This window comes from Dactylosporangium sp. CA-139066 (genome assembly GCF_050936175.1).
GTDB lineage: Bacteria > Actinomycetota > Actinomycetes > Mycobacteriales > Micromonosporaceae > Dactylosporangium.
The window spans coordinates 521,064-534,469 of the sequence record NZ_JBNJNH010000002.1 but is presented as its reverse complement, the minus strand read 5'-3'; the positions used below and the strand labels follow the sequence as shown (position 1 = coordinate 534,469).

15 protein-coding genes are annotated in these 13,406 nt (G+C 72.0%); 14 read left to right on the top strand and 1 reads right to left on the bottom strand.

Annotated features, from left to right (window positions below; genetic code table 11):
• The first annotated feature begins 17 nt into the window (after positions 1–17).
• The 10 genes from map to truA all read left to right on the top strand — a co-directional run bounded on the left by map (position 18) and on the right by truA (position 6,320).
• Positions 18–863 carry a type I methionyl aminopeptidase gene (map, locus tag ACQEVU_RS47085; RefSeq protein WP_433336360.1) on the top strand — a complete coding sequence of 282 codons (846 nt, stop codon included), beginning with the start codon at positions 18–20 and terminating at the stop codon, positions 861–863.
• A gap of 90 nt (positions 864–953) precedes the next feature.
• Positions 954–1,466, top strand: coding sequence for a DUF1707 SHOCT-like domain-containing protein (locus ACQEVU_RS47080; protein WP_433336358.1), 513 nt, complete (start codon positions 954–956; stop codon positions 1,464–1,466).
• A 195-nt stretch (positions 1,467–1,661) separates the two neighbouring features.
• Positions 1,662–1,883 carry a translation initiation factor IF-1 gene (gene infA / locus ACQEVU_RS47075; RefSeq protein ID WP_007073013.1) on the top strand — a complete coding sequence of 74 codons (222 nt, stop codon included), beginning with the start codon at positions 1,662–1,664 and terminating at the stop codon, positions 1,881–1,883.
• A gap of 81 nt (positions 1,884–1,964) precedes the next feature.
• Positions 1,965–2,081: a 50S ribosomal protein L36 gene (gene rpmJ, locus ACQEVU_RS47070; RefSeq protein ID WP_014440745.1), complete on the top strand. Its 117-nt coding sequence runs from the start codon at positions 1,965–1,967 to the stop codon at positions 2,079–2,081.
• Between the two features lie 167 nt (positions 2,082–2,248).
• Positions 2,249–2,629 carry a 30S ribosomal protein S13 gene (gene rpsM / locus ACQEVU_RS47065; RefSeq protein WP_433336355.1) on the top strand — a complete coding sequence of 127 codons (381 nt, stop codon included), beginning with the start codon at positions 2,249–2,251 and terminating at the stop codon, positions 2,627–2,629.
• Positions 2,630–2,673: 44 nt separating this feature from the next.
• On the top strand, positions 2,674–3,084 hold the full coding sequence (rpsK, locus tag ACQEVU_RS47060; protein ID WP_033357646.1) for a 30S ribosomal protein S11: 411 nt from the start codon (positions 2,674–2,676) through the stop codon (positions 3,082–3,084).
• Between the two features lie 2 nt (positions 3,085–3,086).
• Positions 3,087–3,713 (top strand): 30S ribosomal protein S4, encoded by a 627-nt coding sequence (gene rpsD, locus ACQEVU_RS47055; protein ID WP_433336352.1) that lies wholly within the window; start codon positions 3,087–3,089, stop codon positions 3,711–3,713.
• A 121-nt stretch (positions 3,714–3,834) separates the two neighbouring features.
• Positions 3,835–4,857 (top strand): DNA-directed RNA polymerase subunit alpha, encoded by a 1,023-nt coding sequence (locus tag ACQEVU_RS47050; protein ID WP_433336350.1) that lies wholly within the window; start codon positions 3,835–3,837, stop codon positions 4,855–4,857.
• A gap of 31 nt (positions 4,858–4,888) precedes the next feature.
• Complete coding sequence (rplQ, locus tag ACQEVU_RS47045; RefSeq protein WP_433336348.1) at positions 4,889–5,437, top strand: 50S ribosomal protein L17; 549 nt, start codon at positions 4,889–4,891, stop codon at positions 5,435–5,437.
• A 70-nt stretch (positions 5,438–5,507) separates the two neighbouring features.
• Positions 5,508–6,320, top strand: coding sequence for a tRNA pseudouridine(38-40) synthase TruA (truA, locus tag ACQEVU_RS47040; protein ID WP_433336346.1), 813 nt, complete (start codon positions 5,508–5,510; stop codon positions 6,318–6,320).
• Positions 6,321–6,918: 598 nt separating this feature from the next.
• On the opposite strand, the gene ACQEVU_RS47035 is transcribed toward truA, so the two are convergent.
• On the bottom strand, positions 6,919–9,258 hold the full coding sequence (locus ACQEVU_RS47035) for a hypothetical protein (protein WP_433336344.1): 2,340 nt from the start codon (positions 9,256–9,258) through the stop codon (positions 6,919–6,921).
• A gap of 135 nt (positions 9,259–9,393) precedes the next feature.
• Between ACQEVU_RS47035 and ACQEVU_RS47030 the strand changes: the two genes are divergently transcribed.
• From ACQEVU_RS47030 to ACQEVU_RS47015, 4 genes are all read left to right on the top strand, one after another.
• On the top strand, positions 9,394–10,008 hold the full coding sequence (locus ACQEVU_RS47030) for a class I SAM-dependent methyltransferase (protein WP_433336342.1): 615 nt from the start codon (positions 9,394–9,396) through the stop codon (positions 10,006–10,008).
• 28 nt (positions 10,009–10,036) lie between these two features.
• Positions 10,037–11,743, top strand: coding sequence for an ABC-F family ATP-binding cassette domain-containing protein (locus tag ACQEVU_RS47025; RefSeq protein WP_433336340.1), 1,707 nt, complete (start codon positions 10,037–10,039; stop codon positions 11,741–11,743).
• A gap of 50 nt (positions 11,744–11,793) precedes the next feature.
• Positions 11,794–12,597: a bifunctional hydroxymethylpyrimidine kinase/phosphomethylpyrimidine kinase gene (gene thiD, locus ACQEVU_RS47020; protein ID WP_433336338.1), complete on the top strand. Its 804-nt coding sequence runs from the start codon at positions 11,794–11,796 to the stop codon at positions 12,595–12,597.
• 531 nt (positions 12,598–13,128) lie between these two features.
• Positions 13,129–13,374 (top strand): DUF2630 family protein, encoded by a 246-nt coding sequence (locus ACQEVU_RS47015; protein WP_433336336.1) that lies wholly within the window; start codon positions 13,129–13,131, stop codon positions 13,372–13,374.
• Positions 13,375–13,406: the final 32 nt, after the last annotated feature.

Here is a 13,406-nt window from a genome sequence, read left to right as displayed (position 1 = left end):
GCCCGAGGGTACGTTCCATGGCCTATCAGGTCGAGATCGAGCTCAAGACCCCCGAACAGATCGGCCTCATGCGCCGGGCCGGGCTCGTCGTCGCCGACGCGCTCGAGCGGATGCGGGCCGCCGTCGCGCCCGGCGTGTCGACCGCCGAGCTGGACCGCATCGCCGAGGAGACGATCCGCGCCGCCGGAGCGGTGCCGTCGTTCCTGGGCTACCAGGGGTATCCGGCCTCCATCTGCTCCTCAGTCAACGACCAGGTGGTGCACGCCATCCCCAGCCCCCGGCAGGTGCTGCGCGAGGGCGACCTGATCTCCATCGACTGCGGCGCCGAGCTCGACGGCTGGCACGGCGACGCGGCGATCACGGTCCCGGTCGGCGAGGTCCGCTCCGACCTGCGCGGGCTGATCCGGGTCGCCGAGGACGCCATGTGGGCCGGCATCGCCGCCGCAGCGCGCGGGGCCCGCTCAGGCAAGGGGCGGCTGACCGACATCTCGTTCGCCATCCAGTCCTCGATTCGCAAGGCCGGCCGGTACGGCATCGTCGAGGGCTACGGCGGCCACGGCATCGGCAGCGCGATGCACCAGGACCCGTTCGTCGAGAACACCGGACGGCCCGGCAAGGGCGTGGCCCTGCGCCCGGGCATGGCGCTCGCGATCGAGCCGATGATCACGCGCGGCAAGCCGAAGGTCGCCGAGCTCGACGACGGCTGGACCGTGGTCACCGTCGACGGCTCGTACGCCGCGCACGTCGAGCACACGATGGCCATCTGCGAAGACGGCGTGTGGGTCCTCACCGCCCGCGACGGCGGCCGCGCCCGCCTCGGCGAGCTCATCACCGCCCGTGAGCCCGTGCCGGCCGTGGAGTAAAGGGAACGGCCGGCGTTGTAGGGGAAAGACCGGGGTAGAGCCCCCCACGGCCACGGTGGGATGCTGTGTGCACAGTTCGAAGGGGGAGCGGTGGCAGACCGGCGGGAAGACCTGCGTGCGGCCGACGTGGACCGGCAGTTCGTGGCCGAGCGCCTGAAGGCGGCGCTCGACGAGGGCCGGCTGTCGCTCGTCGAATACGACGACCGCCTCAAGGACGCCTACGCGGCGCGGACCTACGGTGATCTTGACGCCATCCTGAAGGACCTCCCCGGGTTCCATCCGGTCAGCGACTCGCAGCTGGCGCCGCACGAGCCGGCATCGCCGGACCGCGGCGGCGACGACCCGGACGAGCGCCGCCGCGGCCGCGACCGCGACGGGCGCAACCCGCGGTGGCTGATCGGCATCTGGAGCGCCTGGATCGTCGCCGTCTCGGTCAACGTGGTCATCTGGGCCCTGGTCAGCATCTCCAGCGGCGAGGCCGTCTACTTCTGGCCCATGTGGGTCGCCGGCCCCTGGGGCGCCGTCCTGCTCGCATCGACCTTCTCGGTGAAGGCGCTCGGCAACAGCCCCGAGGACACCCAGAAGCGCTACCGTGACAGCTGATCGCCCCGGATTTGGTACACGGGGGACAGACGCGTAGACTTGCCGATTGGCGCAAAGCGTCCACTCCGGCATGCCTCCACGCGCTTCTAGTGGCAGGGCCGGAGCCGCGGCTGGCTCCAGGCACAGGCACCGTCCTGACCTGGTGAAACGGATGCAAGCGTCGACCACCAGACCCGATGTCAGGTAGCGGAGGACATGCCGAAGAAAGACGGGGCCATCGAGATCGAGGGCCGAGTGATCGAGCCACTCCCGAATGCGATGTTCCGGGTGGAGCTCGCCAATGGCCACAAGGTCTTGGCGCACATCAGCGGCAAGATGCGGCAGCACTACATCCGCATCCTGCCCGAGGACCGTGTCGTCGTGGAGCTCTCGCCCTACGACCTCACTCGCGGGCGCATCGTCTACCGCTACAAGTAATCGGTGTCGGTTCCCAGGTAACGGTCGGGTTCTGTCGCGCCCGCTCCCAAGAGCGCGTGCGCAGCGAGAGTTAGGCAAACCGTGAAGGTCAAGCCGAGCGTCAAGCGGATCTGCAACAACTGCCGGGTGATCCGGCGGCATGGCCGGGTCATGGTCATTTGCAGCACTGACCCGCGTCACAAGCAGCGCCAGGGCTGAGTCCCTAGCACCGCACATCTGTAATCAGCCCGTTCCAGCCTCGGGCGGCCCGCCGATCAGGCGGGTCTTCGTGGGCTGCACCCCCGGTCGGAGGCCGGGGCCCGTCTGTGGGCAGACGGGAGCGGAGCGGGCCAAGACCTCCGCACATTTGAGGAGCACGCCCACTTATGGCACGTCTCGTCGGTGTCGATCTCCCGCGCGAAAAGCGCACCGAGATCGCACTCACCTACATCTACGGCATCGGGCGTACCCGCGCCGTGGAGACCCTGGCCGCCACCGGCATTGACCCCAACAAGCGGGCCCGGGACCTGACCGATGAAGAGGTCGTGCAGCTGCGCGACTACATCGAGGCCAACTTCAAGGTTGAAGGCGACCTGCGCCGCGAGGTCGCCGCGGACATCCGCCGCAAGGTGGAGATCGGCTGCTACGAGGGCATCCGGCACCGTAAGGGCCTGCCCGTGCGCGGTCAGCGCACCCGGACTAACGCGCGCACCCGCAAGGGTCCGAAGCGCACGGTCGCCGGCAAGAAGAAGCCGGGCAAGAAGTAGTAGCCGGGTCCAGGTCAGAAAACTTTTCTAGGAGCGCATAGAGCATGCCGCCGAAGGCTCGCGCCGGCGCGACCGCTGTCAAGAAGGTCCGGCGCAAGGAACGCAAGAACGTCGCCCACGGGCAGGCGCACATCAAGAGCACGTTCAACAACACCATCGTGTCGATCACCGACCCGACCGGTGCCGTCATCTCCTGGGCGTCCGCCGGTCAGGTGGGCTTCAAGGGCTCGCGCAAGTCGACCCCGTTCGCCGCGCAGCTGGCCGCCGAGGCCGCCGCTCGCCGGGCGATGGAGCACGGCATGCGCAAGGTCGACGTCTTCGTGAAGGGTCCCGGCTCCGGCCGGGAGACCGCGATCCGCTCGCTGCAGGCCGTGGGCCTGGAGGTCGGGCAGATCAGTGACGTCACGCCGCAGCCGCACAACGGCTGCCGTCCGCCGAAGCGCAGGAGGGTCTGACGATGGCGCGTTACACCGGGGCCGACTGCCGCCGTTGCCGTCGCGAGAAGATGAAGCTGTTCCTCAAGGGCAGCAAGTGCGACGGGCCGAAGTGCCCGTTCGAGTCGCGTCCCTTCCCGCCCGGCCAGCACGGCCGCGGCCGGCCGAAGGAGACCGAGTACCTCCTGCAGCTGCGCGAGAAGCAGAAGGCCCGCCGCATCTACGGCGTGCTCGAGCGTCAGTTCGCCGGCTACTACGAGGAGGCCGTGGCCAAGCCGGGCAAGACCGGTGAGGAGCTGCTGAAGATCCTCGAGTCCCGCCTCGACAACGTCGTGTACCGCGCCGGCCTGGCGTCGTCCCGCGACATGGCCCGCCAGCTGGTCAAGCACGGCCACATCCTGGTCAACGGCAAGAAGGTCGACATCCCGTCGTACCGCCTCCGCGAGCACGACATTGTGCAGGTGCGCGAGAAGTCGCGGGAGCTCACCCCGTTCCAGATCGCGCAGGGCCTCGCCGGCAGCAAGACCGTCCCGGCGTGGCTGGAGTTCATCCCGAGCGAGTTCAAGGTCCTGGTGCACAGCCTGCCGGCGCGGCAGGTCATCGACACCCAGGTCCAGGAGCAGCTCATCGTCGAGCTCTACAGCAAGTAGCAACATTGTCGGCGGCACCTGGTCTGGGTCGATTGTCGCGAAGCGTCATCGAGCCAGACCGGGTCCCCGCCGATCCGGAGCGCGTCATATAGCGGGCGCGCAACGAACTGGAGGAAAGAACGTGCTCATCTCCCAGCGGCCCAGCCTCGCCGAAGAGACCATCAGCGAGGTCCGGTCCAAGTTCACCATCGAGCCGCTCGAGCCGGGCTTCGGCTACACGCTCGGCAACTCGCTGCGTCGCACCCTGCTCAGCTCCATCCCGGGCGCGGCCGTGACCAGCATCAAGATCGACGGCGTGCTGCACGAGTTCACCACGATCCCCGGGGTCAAGGAGGACGTGGTCGAGCTCGTCATGAACATCAAGGAGCTGTGCGTCAGCTCCGAGCACGACGAGCCGGTCTCGATGTACCTGCGCAAGCAGGGCCCGGGCGACGTCACCGCGGGCGACATCCAGCCCCCGGCCGGCGTCTCCGTGCACAACCCGGACCTGAAGCTGGCCACGCTCAACGGCAAGGGCCGCCTCGACATGGAGCTGACCGTCGAGCGCGGGCGCGGCTACGTGACCGCCAACCAGAACAAGCAGCAGGGCCAGGAGATCGGGCGCATCCCGGTCGACTCGATCTACTCGCCGGTGCTCAAGGTGACGTACCGCGTCGAGGCGACCCGTGTCGAGCAGCGCACCGACTTCGACCGCCTCATCATCGACGTCGAGACCAAGGCGTCGCTCACCCCGCGCACCGCGCTGGCCTCGGCCGGCTCGACGCTGGTGGAGCTGTTCGGCCTCGCGCGCGAGCTGGACGAGACGGCCGAGGGCATCGACATCGGCCCGTCGCCGCAGGACGCGCAGCTGGCCGCCGACCTGGCGCTGCCGATCGAGGAGCTGGACCTGACCGTCCGCTCCTACAACTGCCTCAAGCGCGAGGGCATCAACTCCGTCGGTGAGCTGATCAGCCGCACGGAGGCCGACCTCCTCGATATAAGGAATTTCGGTCAGAAGTCGATCGACGAGGTCAAGATGAAGCTCGCCGGGATGGGCCTGGGTCTGAAGGACTCCGCCCCGACGTTCGACCCGGCCCACGTCGTGGACTCCTTCGCCGAGGTGGACTACGACGCCGACGACTACCGCGAGACCGAGCAGCTCTAGTAGAGCCGCTGTATTAGAGGAGTCCCTAACAATGCCCACGCCCACCAGAGGTCCCCGCCTCGGCGGCAGCCCCGCGCACGAGCGGCTGATGCTGGCGAACCTTGCCACGTCGCTGTTCAAGCACGGTCGCATCACCACGACCGAGACGAAGGCCAAGCGGCTGCGCCCGCTCGCCGAGCAGCTCATCACCAAGGCCAAGCGCGGCGACCTGCACGCGCGCCGTCAAGCGCTCTCCGTGGTGCGGGACAAGGACGTGGTGTACACGCTGTTCGACCAGATCGCGCCGCGGTTCAGCAACCGTCACGGCGGTTACACCCGCATCGTGAAGAAGGGCCCCCGCAAGGGCGACGCGGCTCCGATGGCGATCATCGAGCTGGTCGAGGAGCTCGAGGTCGCGGCCGCGCCGAAGGCGCCGCGCAAGACCGCTCGTAAGGCCGCCAAGGCCGACTCGATCGCGGTGCTCGCCGGCGACGAGGCGGAGGAGACTCCGGCCGTCGCGGCCGCGGACACGACTCCGGACGAGGCCTCCGAGGAGGCTCCGGCCGAGGACGCCAAGAAGGACGACGAGACCAAGGCCTGATCACCTGGTTGCGGTCCGAGGGCCCGGCACCCTTTCGGGGGTGCCGGGCTTTTCTTTGGGGGTGTACACCATGAGCGTCCGCGTCCGCCTGGACGTCTCCTACGACGGCACGGACTTCTCGGGCTGGGCGGTGCAGCCCGGCCGCCGCACGGTCGCCGGCGAGCTTCTGGCGGTGCTGGAGCGGCTGTTCGGCACCGTCGAGGGCCTGACCGTGGCCGGGCGCACCGACGCCGGCGTGCACGCCACCGGCCAGGTCTGCCACATCGACGTGCCGCCCACGCGCTGGGCCGCGCTGGCCCCCGCGCTCGTGCGCAAGCTCTCCGGCCTCCTGCCGCCCGACGTGCGCGTCCTGGCCGCCACCGAGGTACCGCCCGAGTTCGACGCGCGCTTCTCGGCGCTGTCGCGGCGTTACGAGTACCGTGTGACGGATCTTGAATTCGGCGCGCCCCCGCTGCGCCGTCGCGACACGCTGGCCTGGCCCCGCCCGCTCGATCTGGACCGGCTCAACGCCGCCGCCCGGGGCCTGGTCGGCGAGCACGACTTCGCGGCGTTCTGCCGCCGCAAGGAGCACGCGAGCACGATCCGGGCCGTGGCGCGGATGGACTGGCGCCGCGACCCGGACGCCACGCTGGTCGCCACGGTGGAGGCGGACGCCTTCTGCTGGTCGATGGTCCGCAGCCTGGTCGGCGCGCAGCTCGCGGCGGGCGACGGCCGCCGGGCCTGGCAGTGGCCGTCGACGCTGCTGGAGCGCTCGGCGCGCGCCGACGAGGTGGTGGTGGCCCCCGCCCACGGCCTGACGCTGGTCGCCGTGGCGTACCCGTCGGACCCGGCGGAGCTGCGCGCGAGGGCCGACCAGACGCGTCGCCGCCGCGATCTCGTGTAGACGGGCCTTGGCGTTCCGATAAGTCGGGCGCTGACGCGCCACGACTTATCGGAAATATCATCATTTCCGTGTCGTTCGGCCACTATGGGCTTTTTGCCCGGCTCGGCGCACCCCCGGCCCGCTTCCGCGCCTCGCGCTGCCGTTTCCGTGCCTCGCGCTGTCCGCTCCGCCCCTCGCGCTTCCGCGCCTCGCGCTGCCGCTTCCGTGCCTCGCGCTTCCGTGCCTCGCGCTTCCGTGCCTCGCGCTTCCGTGCCTCGCGCTTCTGCGCCTCGCGCTATCCGCGCCTCGCGTTTCCGCGCCTCGCGTTTCCGCGCCTCGCGTTTCCGCGCCTCGCGTTTCCGCGCCTCGCGTTTCCGCGCCTCGCGTTTCCGCGCCTCGCGTTTCCGCGCCTCGCGTTTCCGCGCCTCGCGTTTCCGCGCCTCGCGTTTCCGCGCCTCGCGTTTCCGCGCCTCGCGTTTCCGCGCCTCGCGTTTCCGCGCCTCGCGCTTCCGCGCCTCGCGCTTCCGCGCCTCGCGCTAGCCTGGGCAGGCGCGACCGTGCGACACGGCCCACGACAGCATCGGCGCCGGAGCCGCCGGCGTGCCGGAGTCCGATCAGGTCAGCTCGGGGCCGCCGACGGCGGGAGCGAGGCCGCCGGGGTCGCCTCCGGCTGGATGACCGCGCGGTTCTCCACGATGCCGTTGTCCAGGTACGTCTCGACGATGTCGTACGTGATCTGGTTCGGGTACGGATCGCCCTGCGCGAAGTTGTTGCCGTCCACGCGAGCGATCACGCAGTACGTGATGAAGTGGCCCTTGTAGTTCCAGCCCAGCTGCGTCGGGGCGCGGACCAGCGCGTCCGTGCCGGTGCCGGCGCCGACGCTCATGCCGACGAAGCGGCCCTTCTGGCCGTCGACGATCGGCTTGATGCCGTCGAAGGTCTGCGCGGCCACCTTCTCGTTGGTGACGTTGAAGATGCCGGCCGTGATCAGGTACTCCTCGTTCGGCGACTTCATCGTCGCGCGCACGACCTCGGTGCAGCCGGCGCCGGCCAGCAGCGTGGCGAGCTGCTCGGTCGCGGCCGACTTGCAGTCGTTGGAGGCCTTCGTCGCCATGATCACGTACGGCGGCTCGTCCGGGACGGCCACGATGTTGTTGCTCGGGAACACCTCGGCCTCGGTGAGGGGCTTCGGGTCCACGTCGCGGCTGCTGATGTCGCGCTTCTTCGGGTCGGCCGCCGCGCTCGACTTCGCCGAGTCGGGGCCGTTCTTCTCGTCCTTGAAGATGAACCACGTGCCCATGCCGCACGCGCCGAGTACCACGAGCACGGCGACCGCGCTCAGCAGCGCCACCCAGCGGTGCGGGCGCGGGCCCGGGCGGGTCGGGTCGATGGTGGGGCGACCCGGCCGGCTGCCCCCGGAGCGGGGCCGGTCGAGCCGGTCCGGCCAGTCGTCGCGGTCGGGCCGCCCGGGCGCCTCGCGCAGCGCGCGCCGGGAGCCGCCGGAGGTGAAATCGCCGCTGTACTCCCCGGTGCCCCGCCGCCGCGCCGGCGGCGCGTCATAGCCCTCGTACGCCGGCACGGCGTCGTCCAGCGCCCGCCGCTGCTGCGGCGGCTCGTCGAGGGCGGGCCGGCGGCGCAGGGCCTCCTCGCGGCGGCGTACGCCGGTGTCGGACGGGGCCGCGGCCTCGAAGCCGGCCCGCGCGCGGCGGGGCTCGTCGTCGTACGGGGCGCGCTGGCGCCGCACGCCCGAGTCCTCGTCGTAGGGGCGGCGCGGCCCCGGGCCGTCGCCGGCGTAGGGCGCGCCGAAGCCGTTGGCGTCGTTTACCCCGTTGGTGCCGTTCGCGTCGTTTAGGCCGCCACGCCGGCGACGCGCGCCGGTGTCGTCGCCGGGCCGGAACATGGTGGTCTCGCCCATGTACACCGAGCGGCCGTTCTCCGGCTCGTCCGCCGCACCCCGCCGCCGCCCACCGCCGACATCACCGGTCCGCGGACCGAGGTCGCCGGTGCGGTGCCCGAGGTCGCCGATCCGCGAGCCAACGTCGCCGGTCCGGGGGCCAAGGTCGCCGGTCCGGGGGCCGAGGTCGCCGTCCTCGCGGCGGCGGCGACCGGGGCCGTCCTCGGGGGCGCGGCGGCGGCCGCCCGTGACGTCGCCGGTGAAGGCGGCCGGCTCGTCCGGCTCCGCGGCCCGTCGGGCGCGCCGACCGGCGCCGCTCGTCGGGGACGCGTCCGGGCGCAGGTTCGGGAAGATCGGCACGAGCGGCGGCGGCTCGTCGGAGGGCGCCGCCGGGCCGAGGTCGCTCAGCGGCTTGATGATCGGCGTGAGGCGGGGGCCGTGGTCGTACGACTCCGAGGGGCGGCGCTCCGTCGACTCGTCGCGGGCGCGGCGCCGGCCGCGGGACTCGGTCGAGGACTCGGCGGCGGCGCGGCCGAACGAGCCGCTCGGGGAGTCGTCCTCGGCGGCGCGCCGGCGGCCGCCGGCCGGGCTGGTCGGAGCGTCGGGCGTCGAGGACCAGGCCTCGATGTTGGGGCGGGCCGGCGGCGGGGCGGGCGGCAGCGCGCCCGGGCCGAAGACGCCGCTGGGCGAGTCGTCACGGGAACGCCGCCCACGGGCAGGCGCCGAGCCGGACCCGCGGAATTCGCCCGAGCCCGAGCCCGAGCCTGGAACTGAGCCGCGGAACTCGCCCGAGCCCGAGCCCGGGCCGGACCCGGAGCCTGAGTCGAAGGGGTCGCGGTCCGAGCGGGGACGCTGCGGGGACGTCGTGCGGTCGAAGGAGTCCGGGGACTCCGGAGGACCGGGGCGATCGAAGGGACGAATCGGGGGCGGCGCAGCCGCGAAGGGGTCGGGTTCGCCCCGGCCGCTGCCGCGGAGGCCCGCCAGCCAGTTGTCGGCTTCGTCCGCCTCGTCCCGGCGGAACGAGTCGGAACGCCGCTTCCGGCGCTGCTCGTCCCGAGAAGTCATGTCGCACAGGGTAGCCGACGGGGCGGACCGTTGGCTTGTCGGCGATGGCCCGCGCATCTCGAACGGGTGGCCGCCCAAACCGCCCGTCACCTGCCCGTGGACAATGCGTTGCGAGCCGGCGCGAAGGAGGACATCTTGGCGGGCGAGCACTACTTCTCGGCCGACCCGGCCGTCGCCCACGAGCGGCACGAGGTCGTGTTCGACGCCCTTGACCAGGAGTTTCGCCTCGCTTCCGCCTCGGGGGTGTTCTCGTGGAGCCGGTTGGACCCCGGGACCGCCGTACTGCTGAAGGAGGCCCCGCTGCCCGGGCCCTCCACGACGGGTGCGCTGCTCGACCTGGGCTGCGGATACGGGCCGATCGCGGCCGTGCTGGCGACGGCGGCGCCGCGGGCGACCGTGTACGCGATCGACGTCAATCAGCGCGCGCTGGAGCTCGTGCGGGAGAACGCGGCGGCCCTCGGGCTCGCGGACCGGGTCGTCGCGGCGGAGCCCGACGAGGTGCCGGACGCTGTCGGGTTTACGCAGATCTGGTCCAACCCGCCCATCCGCATCGGCAAGCCGGAGCTGCACGCGCTGCTGCTGCGCTGGCTGCCGCGGCTGGCCCCGGACGGCACGGCGTGGCTGGTCGTGGCCAAGAACCTGGGCGGGGACTCGCTGCAGCGCTGGCTCGCCGAGCAGGGTTTCACGGCCGAGCGCCACGCCAGCCACAAGGGCTTCCGGGTGCTGAGAGTCGAAAAACCGCTTTCATGACGTACACCTGCGGCCGAAGCTCTTCGGCGTGGGATATGTGGACGTCGCAGGGGTCGGGCACACGCTGCCGGACGGCCGTGAGCTCTTCTCCGAGGTGTCGTTCCGGGTCGGCGAGGGCGCGAAGGTGGCGCTCGTCGGTCCGAACGGGGCCGGCAAGACGACGCTGCTGAAGATGGTGGCCGGCGACCTGCCGGTGCACACGGGCACGGTGGCGCGCGCCGGCGGGCTCGGCGTGATGCGCCAGTTCATCGGGATGATCGGCGACGACCGCACGCTGTACGACCTGGCGCTGCAGCTCGCGCCGCCCCGGCTGGCCGAGGTGGGCGCGCGCCTGGCCGCCGCCGAGCGGGCGATGCACGAGGCGAGCGGTGCGGGGGCGGAGAAGGCCCAGCTGCGCTACGCCAACGCGCTGGCGGCGTGGGGCGAGGCCGGCGGGTACGACGCCGAGGTCCTCTTCGACACCGTGAGCGTCGCCGCGCTCGGCCGCCCGTGGGACGAGGTGCGGGACCGCCCCGTGCGCACGCTGTCCGGCGGCCAGCAGAAGCGGTTCGCGCTGGAGTTGCTGCTGCGGGGCGAGGACGAGGTGCTCCTGCTCGACGAGCCCGACAACTTCCTCGACGTGCCGGGCAAGCGCTGGCTGGAGGAGCGCCTGCGCGACTCGGCGAAGAGCGTGCTGTACGTGTCGCACGACCGCGAGCTGCTCGCGCAGTCCGCCGACCGGGTCGTGGCGGTCGAGGGCGGCTCCGCGTGGGTGCATCCGGGCGGGTTCGCGTCCTGGCACGAGGCCCGCACCGCCCGCCACGAGAAGCTGGACGAGCTGCGCCGGCGCTGGGACGAGGAGCATCAAAAGCTCAAGGACCTGGTCATCCTGTACCGCACCAAGGCCGCCTACAACGACGGTCTCGCGTCGCGCCTGCAGGCCGCCCAGACCCGCCTGCGCAAGTTCGAGGAGGCCGGCCCGCCGCCGGCGCCCCCGAAGGAGCAGGACATCCGGATGCGCCTGTCCGGCGGCCGTACGGCCAAGCGCGCGGTCATGTGCGAGGAGCTGGAGCTGGACGGGTTGACGTACCCCTTCGACCTGGAGATCTGGTATGGCGACCGCGTGGCCGTCCTCGGCGGCAACGGCACCGGCAAGTCCCACTTCCTGCGCCTGCTGGCCCGCGGCGGCACCGACCCCGACGGGCCGGTGATCGGCGCCCGGTCCGGGTCGATCGGAGCGGAGCCGTATCGAGCCGGACTGGGCGTAGCGGAGCTGGCCCCCGTGGCGCACGGCGGCAAGGTCCGTCTGGGCGCGCGGGTCCGCCCCGGCCACTTCTCGCAGACGCACGACCGCCCGGAGCTGCTCGAACGCACGCTGGCCGAGATTCTGTGGCGCGGCGACGACTGGCGCGAGGGCCTGCCGCGGCCGCAGGCGATGCCGGCGCTGGGCCGGTACGAGCTGGCGGCCCAGGCCGACCAGCGCTTCGGCACCCTGTCCGGCGGCCAGCAGGCCCGCTTCCTGGTCCTGCTCCTGGAGCACTCGGGCGCGACCCTGCTGCTGCTGGACGAGCCGACCGACAACCTCGACCTGGCCAGCGCCGAGGCGCTGGAGGAGGGCCTGCGCACCTTCGACGGCACCGTGATCGCGGTCACGCACGACCGCTGGTTCAGCCGCTCCTTCGACCGGTACGTCCTGTTCCGCGCCGACGGCGAGGTCGTCGAGGTCCCCGAGCCGGTGTGGGAGGGCCGCGGCTGACGGACTGCTTGTGCGGTCCGAGGGTCACGCTGCGTGGTGATGTGTGCGCCGTGGAGCCGACTGTTGTACTCACGATCGGGGGGTCCGACTCCTCCGGCGGTTCGGGCATCCAGGCCGACCTGCGCACCCTGGCCGCGCTGCGGATGCACGGGACGACGGTGTTGACGGCGGTGGTGTCGCGCAACACGCGCGACATCGCCGACGTGTACCCGCAGCCGACCACGGTGGTCAGCGCCCAGCTCGCCTGCGTGCTGGAGGACCTGCCGGTCGCCGCGGTGAAGACCGGCATCCTGCCGACGCCGGAGACGGCGGTGGCGATCGCCGCGCGGGCCCGCACCGGCGCGCTGCCCAACCTGGTCGTCGACCCGGACCTGTCGGCCGCGGCCCCGGGCGCGCGGCGGGGCCTGATCGCGGCGTACGAGCGTCTCCTGCCGCACGCCACGGTCGTCACCCCCAACCGCGAGGAGGCCTCGGCCCTGCTCGGCTGGGAGGTCGCCACCCCGACGGACATGGCGGCGGCCGCGGCCCAGCTGGCCGCGCGGGGCCCCCAGCACGTGGTGATCACCGGCGGCGACTTCGCCGCGGGCACGGACGCGATCGACGTGCTGTGGGCGGACGGCGCCGCGCGGATGCTGCACAGCCCGCGGATCGCCGGCCGCAACTCGGCCGGCAGCGGCGCCACGTTCGCCACGGCGATCGCCGGCCGCCTGGCGATGGGCGACGACCCCACGTCGGCGGTGTCGTGGGCGAAGGGCTTCGTCGGCCGGGCGATCGGCGACGCCTCGGATTGGCGCATCGGCGCCGGCCCCGGCCCGATCGACCACTTCGGCTGGTCGGCCATGTCTCTGCGCTGACCTTTGGTTCGCGCGGCGTTGAGTCCCGACAAGTCGGGCACTCCGTGCCACGACTTGTCGGATTTATCGCCCGACAGGGCATAAATCCGACACACAGAAGAGTGGCGCGGCGAGGGCGGCGTGGTGGGCGATCGCGGCCGGTGGAGACGGCGAGCAATGCGGAGGCATCACAAGAAGGACGTGGGGAACGGGCGGCGCCGGCGGTGTGGAGGGGACCGCGCGAGACGCGATGAGCGGACGCACGGTGAGAGTGGCGCGCAGCAGCGCGGCCGGTGGAGGCGGCGAGCGGTGCAGAGAGCGCGAGAAGGCCGCGGTCAACGGACGGTGGGGAGGCGGCGAGTGGTGCAGAGAGCGCGAGAAGGCCGCGGTCAACGGACGGTGCGGAGGCGGCCACGCGTGAAGGAGTGCGGGCCGCAGAGGGTGAGGGCCGCGGGCGAGGTCCGCGTCGATCGAGTGCGGCGCCGCGAGTTTGAGGGGGGCCGGGTGGAGCGGACCTCCCCCGGCGCCAACGCAGTGAGCTAGAAATACTCCATGGACGACAAGACGTTGCTGCAACAGATCTCGACGCTCGTCGACGACGAGCACAAGCTGCGCACGCAGCTGCAGGCGGGGAAGATCACCGAGGACGAGGAGCACGACCGGCTGCGGGGGATCGAGGCGCAGCTCGACCAGCTCTGGGATCTGCTGCGCCGGCGGCGCGCGGCCAAGCTGCAGGGAGTGTCGCCCGACGAGGTCGAGGCGCACTCCATCGAGGAAGTCGAGCACTACCTGCAGTAGGGCCGCTGTGCGCCCGGGGGCGCCTGGCGATC

Bases quoted from the DNA above. Each gene is read 5' to 3' on its own strand.
- map (WP_433336360.1), top strand. From the start codon at position 18: ATGGCCTATCAGGTCGAGATCGAGCTCAAGACCCCCGAACAGATCGGC.
- infA (WP_007073013.1), top strand. From the start codon at position 1,662: ATGCCGAAGAAAGACGGGGCCATCGAGATCGAGGGCCGAGTGATCGAG.
- rpsM (WP_433336355.1), top strand. From the start codon at position 2,249: ATGGCACGTCTCGTCGGTGTCGATCTCCCGCGCGAAAAGCGCACCGAG.
- rpsK (WP_033357646.1), top strand. From the start codon at position 2,674: ATGCCGCCGAAGGCTCGCGCCGGCGCGACCGCTGTCAAGAAGGTCCGG.
- rpsD (WP_433336352.1), top strand. From the start codon at position 3,087: ATGGCGCGTTACACCGGGGCCGACTGCCGCCGTTGCCGTCGCGAGAAG.
- rplQ (WP_433336348.1), top strand. From the start codon at position 4,889: ATGCCCACGCCCACCAGAGGTCCCCGCCTCGGCGGCAGCCCCGCGCAC.
- truA (WP_433336346.1), top strand. From the start codon at position 5,508: ATGAGCGTCCGCGTCCGCCTGGACGTCTCCTACGACGGCACGGACTTC.
- ACQEVU_RS47035 (WP_433336344.1), bottom strand. From the start codon at position 9,258: ATGACTTCTCGGGACGAGCAGCGCCGGAAGCGGCGTTCCGACTCGTTC.
- ACQEVU_RS47015 (WP_433336336.1), top strand. From the start codon at position 13,129: ATGGACGACAAGACGTTGCTGCAACAGATCTCGACGCTCGTCGACGAC.